Annotated in this window: 11 protein-coding genes; 2 read left to right on the top strand and 9 right to left on the bottom strand. The window is 62.7% G+C overall.

All coding sequences use genetic code 11. The features are described from left to right. Positions 1–185 precede the first annotated feature (185 nt). Positions 186–1,493, bottom strand: coding sequence for an HlyD family type I secretion periplasmic adaptor subunit (locus VWY34_RS03650; RefSeq protein ID WP_340547853.1), 1,308 nt, complete (start codon positions 1,491–1,493; stop codon positions 186–188). Next, positions 1,490–3,394 carry a type I secretion system permease/ATPase gene (locus VWY34_RS03645; RefSeq protein ID WP_416535235.1) on the bottom strand — a complete coding sequence of 635 codons (1,905 nt, stop codon included), beginning with the start codon at positions 3,392–3,394 and terminating at the stop codon, positions 1,490–1,492. Before VWY34_RS03645 ends, VWY34_RS03650 begins: the two co-directional genes overlap by 4 nt. 424 nt (positions 3,395–3,818) lie before the next feature. Here VWY34_RS03645 and VWY34_RS03640 point away from each other — a divergent pair, with 424 nt between their 5' ends. Next, a complete protein-coding gene (locus VWY34_RS03640; RefSeq protein WP_416537067.1) occupies positions 3,819–4,598 on the top strand; it encodes a sulfotransferase family 2 domain-containing protein in 780 nt (259 codons plus the stop codon). 874 nt (positions 4,599–5,472) lie between these two features. Continuing rightward, entirely contained in the window at positions 5,473–7,017 is a 1,545-nt protein-coding gene (locus VWY34_RS03635) for a calcium-binding protein (RefSeq protein ID WP_416548780.1), read from the top strand. Positions 7,018–7,246: 229 nt separating this feature from the next. On the opposite strand, the gene VWY34_RS03630 is transcribed toward VWY34_RS03635, so the two are convergent. The 7 genes from VWY34_RS03630 to VWY34_RS03600 all read right to left on the bottom strand — a co-directional run bounded on the left by VWY34_RS03630 (position 7,247) and on the right by VWY34_RS03600 (position 15,789). After that, positions 7,247–8,266 (bottom strand): hypothetical protein, encoded by a 1,020-nt coding sequence (locus tag VWY34_RS03630; protein WP_416548778.1) that lies wholly within the window; start codon positions 8,264–8,266, stop codon positions 7,247–7,249. After that, a complete protein-coding gene (locus tag VWY34_RS03625) occupies positions 8,263–9,927 on the bottom strand; it encodes a glycosyltransferase family 4 protein (RefSeq protein WP_416548776.1) in 1,665 nt (554 codons plus the stop codon). The genes VWY34_RS03630 and VWY34_RS03625 overlap by 4 nt, the downstream gene beginning before the upstream one ends. 86 nt (positions 9,928–10,013) lie before the next feature. After that, positions 10,014–10,931 (bottom strand): glycosyltransferase family 2 protein, encoded by a 918-nt coding sequence (locus tag VWY34_RS03620; protein ID WP_340547848.1) that lies wholly within the window; start codon positions 10,929–10,931, stop codon positions 10,014–10,016. After that, a complete protein-coding gene (locus VWY34_RS03615; protein ID WP_340547847.1) occupies positions 10,928–12,226 on the bottom strand; it encodes a hypothetical protein in 1,299 nt (432 codons plus the stop codon). The genes VWY34_RS03620 and VWY34_RS03615 overlap by 4 nt, the downstream gene beginning before the upstream one ends. Positions 12,227–12,367: 141 nt before the next feature. After that, positions 12,368–13,531 carry a UDP-galactopyranose mutase gene (gene glf / locus VWY34_RS03610; protein WP_340547846.1) on the bottom strand — a complete coding sequence of 388 codons (1,164 nt, stop codon included), beginning with the start codon at positions 13,529–13,531 and terminating at the stop codon, positions 12,368–12,370. 159 nt (positions 13,532–13,690) lie between these two features. Further along, entirely contained in the window at positions 13,691–14,347 is a 657-nt protein-coding gene (locus VWY34_RS03605) for an ABC transporter ATP-binding protein (RefSeq protein WP_340547845.1), read from the bottom strand. 17 nt (positions 14,348–14,364) lie between these two features. Beyond that, positions 14,365–15,789, bottom strand: coding sequence for a sugar transporter (locus VWY34_RS03600; protein ID WP_340547844.1), 1,425 nt, complete (start codon positions 15,787–15,789; stop codon positions 14,365–14,367). Positions 15,790–15,850 lie beyond the last annotated feature (61 nt).

Raw genomic sequence — 15,850 nt, 5'->3', positions numbered from 1 at the left:
ATCTGCTATCCTTAAATCTCATGCGATCAGCCGCGCCCTGGTAACTTGCTGGTATCTTGGCGCGGGGTCGCGTCAGTCTAAAACATGTTGCGACGGAGTGGCAGCCGATTTTCCGCCCGCATGTCCCCCCGGCATATCCCCCTGTCCGGATCGGCAGGAGGGAGGCGAGAGCCGGGCAGACAGGCTCAGCTCTCGCGGAAGGCGCGGTTGAGATAATCGGTGAAGGGCTGCAACAGATAGGCAAAGGGCGTGCGGCTGTTGGTCTGGATAAAGGTCTCCACCGGCATCCCCGGCACCAGCACATTGCCCTCGGGCAGGCGGGCGGCCTCGCCTTTGTTCAGCCGCACCTCGACCACGTAATAGCTGCGCCCGGTCTGCGGATCGACAAAGGAATCGCCCGATACCGTGCTCACCGTGCCAAACAGCGTCGGCGTGGTGCGCTGGTTGAAGCTGGAGAAATTCAGGCTGACCGGCTGGTTGAGATAGACCTGATCAATGTCCGACGGCGCCACCTGCGCCGAAATCACCAGCGGCTGGCTCTGCGGGATCAGATACATCAGCGGATCCGCCGCCCGGATCACCGATTTGCGGGCAAAGACATTGAGATCATAGACCACCCCCGCCACCGGGGCGCGCACCTCCAGCCGGGACAGCCGCTGCAGGATCACATTGCGCCGTTCGATCAGCTCCAGCTCACGCACCTGCAGGTCGCGCAGGGTGGTGATCGCCTCTTCGCGCCGTGCGCTTTTCTGGTTGAGGATCTCCAGACCCAGTTCGGTCACCTGCCCTTCGGCCTGGGCCTTCTGGGCGGTCAGCGCCCCGGCCTGACCGCGCAGCCGTGACTGTTCGCGCTGCAGCGACAGCACCCGGCTGGACTGTGCCAACCCCTGTGCCAGCAGGCTCTGCTGGTTTTCCAGCTCCTGGCCGATCAGCACCAGCTGTTCCTGCAGCGCCGACTGCTGCGCCTCGATGCCGTCGATCTGGCTCTGGATCTGGCCGATCCGTTCCTGCAGGCGGCTGATGCGGGCGCGCAGATTGACCAGGCGCGCTTCAAACAGGCGTTTCTGACCGTTGATCAGCTCTTCGGTCTGCACATGGGTGCCGCTCAGCTCGAACAGCAGCTCGGCAAAGGTGATGTCCTCGGCCTCGTCGCGTTCGGCACTGTAGCGGCTGCGCCGGGCCAGGGTTTCGGCCAGCTGACCTTCGACGATCTGCCGTTCGGCCAGCAGCTCCGACGGCTCCAGCCGCAGCAACAGCGCGTCCTCCTCGACCAGATCGCCCTCGCTCACCAGCACGTCGTCGACAACGCCGCCATAGGGGTGCTGCACCACCTGCCGGTTCTGCTCCACCTTGATGGAACCGGAGGCAATCACCGCACCGGAGATTTCCGCCGTCGCCGCCCATTGGCCAATGCCGCCTACAAGCAGCCCCAGCGCCAGCAGCCCGGCAATGGTCAGCCCACGGATCGGGTAGGATTTGGATGTATCGCTCATGCTTTTGCCTCTGCCTGTTTCGGAGACGGCTGTTTCTGGACCGGCGTTTCCGGGGCCGAAGTGGCTGCCTCCTGCGGCAGCTGTGCCGCATCGTCTTCTGTTGCCTGTGCTGCGACCTGCACTGTAGCCTGTTTCGGGGCTTGTTTCGGGGCCGGTTTCTGCTGGCCGGCCTGCGGGTTCTGCAGATGCTCACGCAGCACCGCATCCTTGGCCCCAAAGGCCCGCTGCGCCCCGTTGTCGAGGATCAGGATCAGGTCGCAGAGCTGAATCGCCGCCGGGCGATGCGCCATGATGACCACCGCACGGCCGTCCTGTTTGGCATGGGCCACCGCCAGGTTCAGCGCCTGGCTGCCTTCATTGTCGAGGTTGGAGTTCGGCTCATCCAGCACCAGAAGCACCGGATCGCCGTAAAGGGCCCGCGCCAGGCCGATGCGCTGCACCTGCCCACCCGACAGCCGGGTGCTGGCCACCCGCACCGGCGTGTCATAACCCTGCGGCAATTGCAGGATCATGTCGTGGACCGCGGCCTTGCGGGCGGCAGCCACCACCTGATCGGGATCCGGCATCATCGACAGCCGGGCAATGTTTTCGGCAATGGTGCCGTCAAACAGCGTCACCTGCTGCGGCAGATAGCCGATGTAGCTGCCCAGATCATCCATGTCATATTGATTGAGCGCCGCCCCATCGAGGCGGATCTTGCCCGAGACCGGGTGCCAGACGCCGATCAGCGCCCGCGCCAGCGAGGATTTCCCCGCCCCAGAGGCCCCGATCACCCCCAGCGCCTGCCCGGGCTGGATATTGAAATTCAGCCCCTGCAGGACCGGTTTGGCCACCTGCCCCGGCGCCACCGGCGGCACCAGGGCCACGCCCTGTACCTCCAGCTTGGCGGCCGGGCGGGCCAGCTTCATCGGCGCCGGGCGCTCCGGGGTTTCGCTCAGCATCTGCGCCAGCCGCTCCTGCGCCTGCAGGGCGCGCTGCACCAGAGCCCATTGACCGATCAGCGTCTCGATCGGAGCCAGAGCCCGGCCCATGATGATGGAGGAGGCGATCATCACCCCCGGTGTCAGCCCTTCGGTCAGCACCAGATAGGCGCCGGTGCCCAGCATCGCCGATTGCAGCGCCAGCCGGAAGGTGCGGGTGGCGGTGCTGAACCCACCGGTCATATCCGCCGCGCTCAGCTCAGATCCAACCGCCTGGCTGCGCAGCATCCGCCATTTGGCAAAAGCCGCACGGCGCATTCCCAGCCCCTGGATCAGCTCGGCATTGTTGCGCATCCCGTCCGAGACCTGATGCGCCGAGGCGGCCATCATGCTGGCATTCTCGACCGGCGCCTTGGAAATCATCTGATTGGCCAGGGCAAAAGCCACCAGCACGCCACCGCCGATCAGCGCCAGCAGACCCAGAAGCGGATGGAACACCGCGATCAGCCCCAGAAACAGCGGTGTCCAGGGCAGATCGAAAAAGGCCGAAACAATAGGAGAGGAGAGCGCCTTCTGCATCGCCTCCAGATCCCGCAGCCCCACCTTGGCGATGTCGTCATTGAAGCCGGCCGCCGATTTGTCCTGCACCGCATTGAACACCCGGGTTTCCAGCTGGTCATGGAACCGCGCCCCGACCCGTGCCAGGATCCGGCCGCGCACGTAATCCAGAATGCCCATGATCAGGAACAGGAATCCCGCCAGCACCGTCAGCGCCACCAGCGTCTCCAGCGAGCGGCTGCCCAGCACCCGGTCATAGACCTGCATCATATAAAGCGGGCTGGTCAGCATCAGCAGATTGGCAAAGAAGCTGAACAGGCCGATCAGCCAGAAGGCGCCGCGGTTGCCCCTGCGGGCCTTGCGGATCTCAGCCAGCCCCGCCTTATGCGCCGATCCTGATTGCTGTGCCGAGGTGCGTGCCATTGACGTATTGCCTTTGTCTGGGTCACCCGGACGGGCAACCAAAAGTAAGAAGTCCAAGAGACCCGGCCACCCGCAAGAAAGATCTGGGCAGAGCGAGCCGGGATCAGGGGGATATGCCCGGACACGCCCGGATGCACAATGGCTCCTGCCAATGGCGATGGGCGCCCCTGTCCTCCGGGCATCTCTGCACAGGGTCAAAAGCACAGCCGCCGGAGCCTTGTCAAACAGCTCTCCCCGTTCCTCATAGAATAGGCGGCAGGCGCGGCGGCGCGGCATCACTGGCCGCCCGCAGGCAGCCGCCCTGCCACAGGGGGGGCGCAAACCGGCCGCCTCCCCGCTGCTCAGATTGACATCCAGCCCCCCCTTCGCTAAGGCCCGACAGCGCATCCGGCACCTGCCGCCCAACGTGGAGCAAGCCCTTATCATGTCACAGGTTTCCTCTCAGACCTCCGGTATCAAGACCGTTGCCGAGACCGCCTTTGAGGCTCGGTTTGCACCCCGGCTGGTGGCGCCAGAGGCCTATCACGACCTCAATGACGTGATCCTGTTCATGCATATCCCCAAGACCGCGGGCATGTCGGTGGGCAAGGCGCTGCAGGCGGCTTTTGACATTTTTCACCCGGTCTCCTGGGAGAACACCAACCAGTCCTTCCGCAACAAGACGCGCAAGGCGCTCTACCGGCGCAGCGATGAGGCCAACCCCTGCCGTCAGGTGCTGATGGGGCATTTCGCATGGTCCGACGTCATGTACTGGCGCCATCAGGAACTGCCGCTGAAATGCGCCACCATCATCCGCGATCCGCTGGACCGCTTCGTGTCCAACTACCGCTACAACACCTCCGACAAACACCCCCAGCACGAGGCCTTTGCCGCCCGCTACCCGACGCTGGAGGCCTATGCCCAGGCGCTGCCGCTGGACTATCAGCTGTCGCTGATGACCGGCGCCTTCTACTCCTTTGATCACGCGCTGGAGAAGCTGAACCGCTACTACAGCTTTATCGGCGTGACCGAACATCTGGGCGCCAGCCTGCAGCATTTCCGCCGCAGCCACGGTCTTGCGGCCGAACTGGCCGAGCATCGCGAGAACACCGGCAGCACGGCAAAAGCCGCCGAAGAGATCCCCGATGCGGTGCGCAATATCGTCGGCGAGAAAAGCCGCAACGACGCCCGCCTGCACCAGCTGGTGAGCCGCTGCTACGGCTGACCGGCATGCAGCGGCCACCCCGGGGCATGTGCCTGCCGCAAGCCCCGGCAGCCTGCTGACCGCCCCGAACCACCGCCCCCCAGCCGGCCCGCCCTCGCGATTCCCCCGGCCTGCTCTGGCCTGCTCCAACAGGGACACAGCCCCGGCAGCGGGCCAGAGATTCTCTGTCCGCGCAGCTGCCCTTGCGTCAGATCTGGCCGGATTTGACCGGTTTTTCCCCGCATCGGGGCGCTACCACCTTCCTACACCAAAGGGCGTAGTGTGGAAAAAGTGAAACTCTCGACGGCATATGGCGGAGATTGCCCCGAAAAAAGCCGATTAATTTAAATCAAAGCTCTCTTTGCGCGAATAAAATGTGAAAGAAATCGCGCGCGTCATTTAAAACGCCGGGGCGGAATGTTGATAAATGAAAAGCCTGTCCGGCCATGGTGGCAAAAACCACACACCCTGAAGGAGAGGGAATGGCAGGGGTCAGGAATTCCCTACCCTCATAGGATGTATTAACAAAGAGTTAACAAAATGCGCAGGATCTTCGCAAAACGTCAAGTTCTACCGCAAAAATAGGGGCCATTCCACAATAGCTCCCGCAGGCCCGCCGCAACGCACCCCCTATGGGGCATAGAGTTTGCAAAAAGACTCCGCCTTTTCAACCCTTAAAATGGGTGGCACCACCAGAAATCCCCGCCGTGCCCTCCCCCCGCGGCGTGGCGGGAAGGGCACGATTTCGACATCTCCGCAATTCCTGACCCCTCTGGCGCAAGTTTCCTTGACAACAGACCCCCATCCAGAGAGACAGAGAGCGGTAAAACCTTTGCGGGCATAAGGCAGGCGCGTTTGTTCGCAGAAATCGACGAGCATTACTACGGAGTAGAAAATGGCTAATATTGAAGTAGAAGGCGGCGCAACTTTCGTAGCCGGCACAACTGGTGACGATGCGGTTACACTGACCGACTCTCTGGGCTTTACAGCAAACCTGAACGGCAACGGTGGTGCCAACACGTTGACCCTCGAGAACGACGATCTCGACTCGCTGGTTGACGGCGCAGGCGAAGAAGTGTCCTACGACGCTGGCACCGACACTTGGACCATCGACGATGACAACGCTACACCGGCGACCGCCGCAACCCTGACCGGTGGCTTCACCTCTGTGACCTTCAACGATGGTGTGACCCTTGAAGCGGGTGTGGCGTCTTCTGGCACAATCGCACCTGGTGCAGCTGCTTCTGGCGCAGCGGCAACGCTGACCACCATCAAAGAATACGACTGGACCGGTACAAGCGCTTCCACCAGCGAATTCACTGCCGACTCAATCATCAGCGTTGACGGCCAAGCAATCGCAACCGTCGGCTCGTCCTTCACCAACGCTTCTGGCGCATTTGTTGTAGATAGTGCTGCAGAGCAAGTGACCTTCACTGCTAACACTTCAGCAATTGCCGCACAGGGCAACGTCGGCGAAGAAGCAACATTTACATATGATGTTGTTGTCGCAGACAGCACCACAGGTGAGCAGCGCACCGTAAGCGTTACATGGAATTCCACTATTCCGTTCACAGTTGCCGACGACGTATTTGAAGGCACTGACGGTGTTGATAACGTTGATGGTCTGGCAGGCAACGACCTGATGTCCGGTGGCGACGGCGCTGATGACATGACCGGTGGTGATGGCAACGATACCTTGAACGGCGACGACGGCGGCGACACTCTGGTTGGCGCCGCAGGCGACGACGTTCTGGTTGGTGGCGATGGTGCAGATACTCTGGACGAGAGCACTGACACAGGCGCAACTGCAGGTAACAACACCCTGAGCGGTGGCGCAGGTGACGACACCATCGATGGTGGTGACGGCAACGACGTTCTGCGTGGCGGTGGTGATGCAGACGATCTGGACGGTGGCGCTGGCAACGACACCATCTTTGCTGGCAACGGCGACGACGTGGCCGTTACAGGTGGTGACGGTGAAGACCTGATCTTCGGTGGTGCCGGCGACGACAGCGTAACTGGCGGCAACGACAACGACGAACTGCGCGGTGGTGACGGCGACGACACTCTGGAAGGTGACGACGGCAACGACGTTCTGCGTGGTGGCGAAGGCGCTGACAGCCTAGACGGTGGCAACGGCAAAGACTTCCTCTACACCAGCAAAGGTGACGGAGACGTCCTGACAGGTGGCGACGGTAACGACGTCTTCGTCCTGAAGGCAGCCACAGGCACCACGACTGTGACTGACTTCATCGTTGGCGACGACAAGATGGATGTCTCTGAGCTGGGTTACACAAGCGTCGCAGACGTAATGGCAAACGCTTACGAACTGGGCGCCGGTGGTGCTGGTGTTGTCATCGAAATCGACGCAGACACCTCGGTCACTCTCGACAACGTCACCTTGGCCAGCCTCGGTGAATTGGACTTCGTGTTCGCCTAATTGGCGCTGTCACATGTCTTAGGGAAGGCCCCGCTTTGCGGGGCCTTTTCTTTTGCGCAGATCCGGGTTGATCTCTGACCTGATCTCCCATGACCGGCCCCGCGCCCGCATAAAAAATCCCCCCGCAATCTCCTGCAGGGGGGATCTGATCACTGGTCAGCCCGGGTGGCCTGCGTCGTGGCCCTGTGTCATGGTCTGTGTCGTAGCCTGTATGGTGGTCTGCGATGGTCTAAAGCCGGTCATCCGGGTTCAGCGCATCCAGCGGCAGCTCCCGCGCCGCCATCTCCGCCCGCGCCCGCGATTCAAGCTCGGCCAGCACCGCTGGCGTCACCACCGCGTCGCCTTCCAGCCCCTCGCCATTGCCCTGTTCCGGGTAACGGCTCAGATCACAGTCAAAAAACATCTCCGGCCCCTGCGGATCATAGCGCGCCGCCAAGGCCCGGTTGATCGCCTCAAACCGCGCCAGAAACGCCGCCGCATCATCCCGCGCAGGCATCAGACGGCCATCATCCGGCAGCTCCTGCACCGCCTCGGCAAAGCTTTGGCGCGGATAGCCGCGCTGGCGCAACCACAGCCCCGCCAAGAGCTGGCTGCGCGACCAGGCCGCATTTTCCTGCGGCAGCTCCGGTGGCGGCGTCAGCCCCACCAGATGGTAGAAATCCAGCACCGTGTCGCCGCCCACCAAACTGGCGCGCTGGAACCGGCGCACGGTGACATTCCCGGCCCCGAACACCTGCTCCCAGCGCGCCAGTTTGGTGGCATAGTCGAAATAGCGCATCATATGCGGCTGGAATTCGGGCAGCCCCCGGATCTGCGCGCCGTAGAACTGATAGGCCGCCCGCCCCATCACCACCTGTTTGCGGTGCGACAGCGCCAGCGCATCCTGACGGCGCAGATAGGCCACCACCTTGATCTCGTCGAAATGCGCACGCAGCTGCTGGCGCAGCGCCTCCAGATCCGCGACATCCATCAGCCAGAACAGCATCTCGCTGGACAGGATACAGTCGCCATGGCCGCGATGATCGGCATCCGCCATGCGCCGCTCCAGAAACGGCCAGCGCAACTCGGTGTGCATGCCCGCGCCCATGCCATGGCAGCGCACCAGCGGGTTGAAATCCACCCGCGGCCTTGCATGCAGATAGCTCCAGCCGCCCAGGGTCTTGTCGCTCTGCCCCTGCCGCAGCGCGGTCTGCAACGAGGTCGATCCGGTCTTATGCGAGCCGATATGCAGCCACAGCCTGCGGGTCATGCCGGGGCCTTGCTCTTGGTCCTGCGACGCTTGGCGGGGTCTTTCGAAAGCGATTGTTCCGCCGCGACCGCCGCCAGCGCATCACGATACAGCTGCGACAGCACCTCGCGCGCCGAAGGGTCATTCTGCAAGGCCTGCATCCGGGCGCGCTGGCCGGCCTCCACCCCCTCGGCAAAACCCTCCTCGCGCAACAGCCGCTGCACCACCGCGACACTCTCGCGCACCGCCTGCAGCGGCGACCAGGCCACCAGCGTCTCCGGCGGGCAGATCTCCGCCTGCGCCCCCACATCGGAACAGATCGGCACACAGCCGGCCTCGATCGCCTCATAGCAGACCAGCGCCAGCCCTTCGTTCGAGGACGGCACCAGGAGGATATCGCTCTGCCCCAGAAGGGCCGGCACATCGGTGCCTGCGGGATGCAGATGCACCACATCCGCCAGACGGTAGCGGGTCAAAAGATGTTCCACCGCGCCGCGATAGGGGCCCTCGCCCACCATATCAAAGCGGAAATCCACGCCGTTGCGTTTGCCCCAGGCCCGCAGTCGCCGGATGATCGACAGCGCCACCACCGGGCGTTTCTGATGCACCATCCGCCCGACAAAGGCGACGCGGCAGCGGGTCTGGCCCGCGCGGATCCGCACCGGCGCCACGTCAGCGCCGCGACGGCTGTCATCCAGCAGACGCCCCAGCACCAGCTTGCTGCCATAAACCCGGAAGCGTTCCTTGTAGAACCGCTCCAGCTCGCCGCTGATCACATGGTGATGGTCGATAAAATTGCTCCAGACACCGGAAATCCGCGGATAGCCGCCATCGGCATATTCCACGATATGGGTGCTGTCGAGATTGACCACATGCGGATGGCGCAACTTGATCGTCGGCAGCGCATCATAGAGCGGCACACAGTGGTGATTGTGGGTGAGGATGATGTTTTCCTGCGCAATCAGCTGACTGACAAAGGCGCTGGTCTGGCTGCGCGGCAGATAGCGATCGGTGCGGATCAGCTGCAGGCGCGGATCTTCCGGCAGCTTGGCCAGCAGCCGTTCGGGACCTTCCTGCCCGACCATGACAAACACCCGCAACCCGGCGTCCAGCGCCCAGCGGATGCTGTCGATGCCAAGGCTTTCGGCGCCGCCCACATCCAGCCAGTGCAACCCGATCAGGATTGCCGGCTCCTTGCCGCCATGGCGCCCCTCAGGGGCCATCGTCTGGGTCTCGAAGATGCCACGCGAACAGGCCAGCCGGGAGAATTTATGCCGGGCGGGAAGCTTGCGCCAGCGCCGGGCCTCGATCTGGTATTTCATCTGCTCCGCCAATATCGGCGAGAGCGCGTGAATGGCGCGATATTTACGCGGCCGTTTGTGCCAGGCCACGCCGCCGGCACTTTCGCGGACCGCCACCTGACGCGGCGAGGGGATGGTGACAAACACCCGCTTGCCCGGCAGCGCCGGGGTTTCCTGCGGCCCGGTGCGCAGATTGCCAATATAGGTCAGCGCCATCATCTCGGCGCCATAGGACATATCCTGCGGCTGCACCGCCGGGGTCGGCAGCTTGGCCTCTTCCCACCACATATGGGCCTCGACCGGGATCTCGGGGTAGAGCGTCTCATAGATGAAACGGATCTGGGCGATCTCCTGATCGATATACTCTCTGTCCTGAGACATGGGGGCTCCCTGCCTGTCCTTTTGATCTGTGATACATCTGTCCGGCGGATCCGGCGCTGCGGGTGGTTTTGCGGGCAGATCTCGCCTCAGACGCCGGTATCGGGGTCGGGGCGGATGATCGGCGGGTTGAAGGAGCAGCCCTGCCAGATCGCCTTGTAGACCTCACGGCGCAGCGATTTCTCCACATTGCCCTGGCGCATCTGCCGCCGCACCCCGCGGGCAAAGACCGCCACCCCGGCCCAGCCCTGTTCGCGGCGGCGGAACGAGGCCTCATTGCGCGCACCATAGCGGAATTTCCAGATATTGGCCTGGTTCACCAGCGAATAGTTCACGCCCTTGTTTTCCGGCACATCATGGACCACCACGCTGTTGGGGCAGTAGATGCCGGGATAGGATTTGGCGATACGCTGGGTGTATTCGGCGTCATCGTACCAGATGAAATATTCCTTGATCGGAAAGCCATGTTTCTGGATCGCCCAACGCGGCACCAGCACCGAGACAAAGGAGCAGGAGCCGACCAGGAAATAGGGCGTCTCGGGGCTGTAGAACCGCGGCCAGTCCCAGACCGTTGAGGGCGTGTTCATCTCGCAGAGATCGCCATTGGTCCATTTCACCGCCGAACAGGCAAAAGACGGCCGCCAGGTGAACCGCGCCTCGAAATCCTTGATGCCGGTCAGCAGCAGCTCAATGGCATTGGGCTCGGGATAGGCGTCGTCATCGCTGAACCAGATGAAATCATAACCTTCCTCATAGGCCACCCGCGCGCCCTCGTAAAAGCCACCGGCGCCGCCGATGTTTTCCGGCAGGCGCACATGCTGAAACCGGGGGTCGTCCTTCTGCAGCTGGCTCAGCCAGCTGCCGGTTTCATCGGTGGAGGCATTGTCGATCACAAAGACCCGTTCCGGCAGGCAGGTCTGTGCCTGCAGGGCGGCGATCACGCGCTTCAGCTTGTCCAGCCGGTTATAGGTCACGATGACCGCGGCAAGGGAGGAACGGATATTCATGGCTGATCCTTCTGTGGCGCAGCCGCGGCTGCGGCATGTGCAAGGGCGCGGGCGGGCGGTGGTGTCTGGGCCGGCCTGTCAGATGTGGTGGCGGCGCTCTGTGTGGCGGGCGGCGCTGCGGTCTCGGATACGGTCGGCATCTCCGCCTCGGGGTCCAGCGGATCGCCATTTTCATCCAGCCCCAGACGCGCATTCTTGTGCCGCTCAATATCCTTGATCCGGTGACTGTGGAAATAGGAGGGCCATTTGCCCTGCCGTTCCAGCATACCTTCGATGATCTTGGCCATGACGGTCAGATTGCGCAGATGTTCGGGGCTGAAGAACTGACTCGGATCCAGCGAGGGCGCACGCGGGGCGGATTGTTTTTCCATGTCGCGCAGCGCATTCCGCAGGAGCGGCCGGCCGCCAAAGAATTCGCGATCCATGATCTCGGCATCGCTGCGGTAGGCGGCGGTGGCGGCCTCGGCCAGATCCCGCGCCATCACCAGTTTGCGCACCTTGGCCTCGCTCTCGCTGCGCGAACGGTCCAGCTGGCGCGACAATTCCCAGCCCAGCGTATGGCGCAGCCAGGGGTCCTGCTCCTGGAACTGGCCCTGCAGGAAATACATCAGCGCCAGCTCGCGCACGGTCATGGCCTGGTTTTCAGGCTCGAATTCCTCCACCGTGCAGGGCCGCCCGTCAAAGGCCACCTCGGCGAAATCATCCAGTACCGAACCGTTTTTCAGCTCCTTGCGGATCATCGGGCGCAGGGTGAACTCATCGCCGAACAGCGCCCGCCACTGGGCAAAGCGCGGCGCGTAATGGAACCGGCCATTTTGCAGATTGTGGTCAAAGAAGTCCTGCATGCTGTCGCGATACCAGCCGATCTTGATCTGCTCGGCATAGCTCGACAGGATCCGCTGCGCATGGGGGCGCACATAGGCCACGATATGGATACGATCGGCGCAGCCGCGAAAGAAGGTCTCGACCAGATCGTGGAATTCCGGTGCCGGGATGTTTTCAAAGGCCTCGGCGGACAGCACCGCATAATCCGCATCCGAGGCCGCAATCTGGGCCGCCACCTCTTCCAGACCATCGCGATCCTCAAGATGCTTGGGCAGGGGGGTGCCCTTGCGATAGCTGGTGATGAACCCGGTCAGGTAATTATGGTTGAGCTTGGCCGGGTACAGCAGCTTGGCGTCATGCAGCTGAATGCTGCCAACAGCCAGCGCGTTCTGAATGGTGGTGGTCCCGGTCTTGTGGTCGCCGATGTGAATCACAAGCGTCTTGGGTCTGGCTCCGGTCTTGTCGCTCATCGGCTCCATCTCGTTTCTGCATCAGCCTTGTTTTCCAGCGCCCAAGCCCTACTCTAACATCCGGCACGGGTCCAGACCAAGCCGCCGCCCCGGCAGCGGCCCGCCCTGTCCCATCCGCCTGTCACATCCGCTCCGATCCGCTCAGAGCGGCGCCACGAAGAACGCAGGCACCCGGGCGTTCTGCGCCTCAGCCGCCAGGAACCCGCGGGCGGTGTCCAGCGCCTCGCGGATGGTCACATCCATATCGAGATAGCGATAGGTGCCCAGACGGCCGACAAAGGTCACCCCTTGGGCCTGTTCCGCCAGCGCCACATAATCGCCCAGCAGCGCCTTCTCCTCGACCTGGCGGATCGGGTAATAGGGGATGTCCTCGGGCTCTGCGGCGCGGGAATATTCGCGGTAGCAGACCGAGCCGTCGTGGCTTTCCCAGGGGGCGAAATGCTTGTGCTCGGTGATGCGGGTATAGGGCACCTCTTCCTCGCCGTAGTTCATCACCGCGCAGCCCTGATAATCGCCCTGATGGGTGAAGCGTTCGAAATCCAGCGTCCGGTAGCCAAGCCGCCCCAGCTGGTAGTCGAAATACCCATCCAGCGGCCCGGAGTAGAACACATGGTCAAAATCTGCCGCCTGGGACTGATCAAAAACAGTCTCTAACTTGACCGTTATGCCCGGATGATCGAGGATTTTGGCGATCATCGCGGTATAGCCGTCCTCCGGCATGCCCTGATATCTGTGGAAGAAGTAATTGTCGTCGTAGTTGAACCGCACCGGCAGCCGCTTCAGGATCGAGGCCGGCAGCGCGCTTGGCGCCACGCCCCATTGCTTGATCGTATAGCCCTTGAAAAACGCCTCATAAAGATCGCGCCCGACAAAGCGCAGCGCCTGTTCCTCAAAGGTCTGCGGATCGATGATGGAGGTATCGGCCTGTTCTTCGGTGATGAAATCATGCGCCTCTTCGGGGCGCAGGGTCTTGCCGAAGAACTGGTTGATCGTATGCAGGTTCACCGGCAGCGAGAACACGCCGCGCCGCCCCTCGGGGTCCAGGCTGGTGGTCTTCACCCGGTTCTTATAGGGCAGGAAACGCGCGAAACGGTTCACATAGTCCCAGACCTCGCCGTCATCGGTGTGAAAGATATGCGGCCCGTAGACATGTACCATGACGCCGGTCTCGGCGTCGCGCTCGGTATGGCAATTGCCGCCGATATGGCTGCGGCTGTCCATGACCGTGATCCTGTGGCCTGCCTCGGCCAGATGCCGTCCGATCACAGCGCCCGAAAGCCCTGCGCCCACCATCAGTATATTCACCCCGGCACCCCGTCCTGTTTGCGTCCCCTGCCCTTTTTGTCAAACAATCCAGAGGCACACAAGGTTCGGTTTCCGCACAGGCGAAGAGCCGCATTTCCCTTTTGTTTCAGAATATTGCGACGACATAACCGCAGATCGGGCAGCGCCGCCAGACCGCCATCAGACCGCCATCAGGCGGTGATGCTCGGCAATGGCCTCATCCAGATCGCTGAAATAGCGCAGCCGGCCATTGTCCAGAACCAGCCCCGCATTGCAGAACTGGCGCAGCTGGCGCATCGAATGATTGACCAGAATGGCGCTGGAGTGGCGCATCCGGTCGGTAAAGATATCGCGGCTCTTGCGCTTGAAGGCGGCATCGCCCACCGCCGTCACCTCATCCACCAGATAGGTGTCGAATTTGATCCCCATAGACGCACCAAAGGTCAGCCGCGCCCGCATCCCCGAGGAATAGCTGCGCATCGGCATATGGTAGAATTTGCCCAATTCGGCAAAATCCTCGACAAATGCCACCAGATCATCGGTATCGACCCCATAGATCCGGGCGATGAAACGGACGTTCTCCGCCCCGCTCAGATCGCCATGAAACGACGCCGCCAGCCCCACCGGCCAGGAGATCGACCCATCGGAGATGATCTCGCCATGATCCGGGCGCATGGTGCCCGCCACCAGCTGCAGCAGGGTGGATTTGCCCGCCCCGTTGCGCCCCAGAAGCGCCAGCGACCGGCCCGTCGGCAGCGTCAGGTTCAGATTGTCGATGACAACCCGCCGCTCCCCCTTGAGCCAGAAGCTCTTGGTCAGATTTTCAAACCGGATCACTGCCCTGCCCTCTCGCCTCAGCTGCGGTCGCGGATCGAATAATAGATCAGCGCCAGAATCGACCAGGTCAGCAGCAGGAACAGCCCGGCCAGGGCCGCCAGCACGGCGCGGCGCGGGTATTCCGGCTCCGTGGCACGGGTGGGGTTGATATAGGTCGCCAGATAGCGGCTCTGGCGGGCGGCATCATCGCGCGCCACCTCCAGCGCCGTCAGCGCGGCACGGTAGCTTTCCTCGGCATATTCGCGATCCACCGTCAGCCGTTCGAATTCGGCAATCAGCGACGGGTAATCCTCACCGACACCACCGGTGTCGGTATTGTCAGAGGTAAAGGTCTGCCGTTCGATATTGATGCGGTCGCGAATGACGTCGATATGCTGCTGCGCCTTGGTCAGCCGCGGATCCGCCTCGCTGACCGTGCCCCGCAGAAGATCATATTGGATCAGCGCCTCGGCCAGCTGCTGCTGAAGGTTGTTCATCACCCCCATACGGCCCTGGATATCGGCCTCGGGATCGACGATCCGGGTGCGGGTGCGGAATTGGGTCAGCAACTGGCGCGCGGCCTTCAGCCGCTCCAGCGCCTCGTCCAGATCGGCGCGGGCATAGCGCATCGCATCGGCGCGCGCCTGTTCATTGAGCGCATTGATCCGGGTCTGGCTCTCGGCGACGATGGCTTTTGTGATCGCCTGCGCAATTTCTGCGTCAAAGGCCAGCGCCTGCACCTCAATGAGCCCCGAGCCGCTGTCAAAGGAGATCCCGACAATGCGCTGCCAGTACCAGGTCAGATCCTCGATCGTCGCCTCCGGCCAGAGCGCAAAGGCCCAGTCGCGCGGCCAGAGCGCACTGTAATGCCCCTGCAGGTCCACCGCCGCATCGACCGCGGCCACCATTTCCTGGCTCTGGATGAATTCATAGAGGATGTCGCTGTCCGAGGCGCTGCTGTTGCCGGTAAATTGCGCCAGCCCGCCCAGAAGATCATTGGCGCCGCTGCTTTCCTGGCTGCGCACGGTAAAGCCTGCGGTGGAGGCATATTGATCCTCGGCAAAGGTCCAGAGATAGATCATCACCGCCAGGAGCGGCGCCAGCACCAAGGCCACAAAGCTGATCACCAGCCCCCAGTGGCGTTTTTTCATGCTGGCAGGCCGTGCCAGCGGATAGGCCGGGCGCTGCTCGGCCTCGGCGATACGCGCCTCCAGCTCGGCCACGGCGGCCTCGGCCTTGCGCGCCTTGCGCCGTACCCGTTTCAGCTGTTTGACCGGATCCGGCACCCGCTGGACAGGGGCTGCGGCCTCTGCCGCATCCGGGGCCGATGCTGTGGCAGCAGGAGAGGCAGCGGGTGTACCGGTTGCTGTGCTTGCTGCGGTATCTGCCGCAGCCGCCTCCTCTGATGTCGCCTCTTCTGAGGCGGGGCGTCCGGCCAGGGCCGACGGGGGCGTCTGTGTCATGATCAACCTGTCCCGGCCCAAAAGCACCCTGCCCCAAGCCGTTTGTCATTGTCTTTTGTTT

Origin of the sequence: Phaeobacter sp. JH20_02 (assembly GCF_048056915.1) — a bacterium.
Taxonomy (GTDB): domain Bacteria; phylum Pseudomonadota; class Alphaproteobacteria; order Rhodobacterales; family Rhodobacteraceae; genus Phaeobacter; species Phaeobacter bryozoorum.
Note: the sequence above shows the minus strand (reverse complement) of the source record. Positions and strands in the feature narration are given on the sequence as shown.

Coding starts and splice junctions, on each gene's coding strand:
- VWY34_RS03630 (WP_416548778.1), bottom strand. CDS start 8,266: ATGACCCGCAGGCTGTGGCTGCATATCGGCTCGCATAAGACCGGATCG.
- VWY34_RS03600 (WP_340547844.1), bottom strand. CDS start 15,789: ATGACACAGACGCCCCCGTCGGCCCTGGCCGGACGCCCCGCCTCAGAA.
- VWY34_RS03650 (WP_340547853.1), bottom strand. CDS start 1,493: ATGAGCGATACATCCAAATCCTACCCGATCCGTGGGCTGACCATTGCC.
- VWY34_RS03635 (WP_416548780.1), top strand. CDS start 5,473: ATGGCTAATATTGAAGTAGAAGGCGGCGCAACTTTCGTAGCCGGCACA.
- VWY34_RS03620 (WP_340547848.1), bottom strand. CDS start 10,931: ATGAATATCCGTTCCTCCCTTGCCGCGGTCATCGTGACCTATAACCGG.
- VWY34_RS03615 (WP_340547847.1), bottom strand. CDS start 12,226: ATGAGCGACAAGACCGGAGCCAGACCCAAGACGCTTGTGATTCACATC.
- VWY34_RS03640 (WP_416537067.1), top strand. CDS start 3,819: ATGTCACAGGTTTCCTCTCAGACCTCCGGTATCAAGACCGTTGCCGAG.
- VWY34_RS03625 (WP_416548776.1), bottom strand. CDS start 9,927: ATGTCTCAGGACAGAGAGTATATCGATCAGGAGATCGCCCAGATCCGT.
- VWY34_RS03645 (WP_416535235.1), bottom strand. CDS start 3,394: ATGGCACGCACCTCGGCACAGCAATCAGGATCGGCGCATAAGGCGGGG.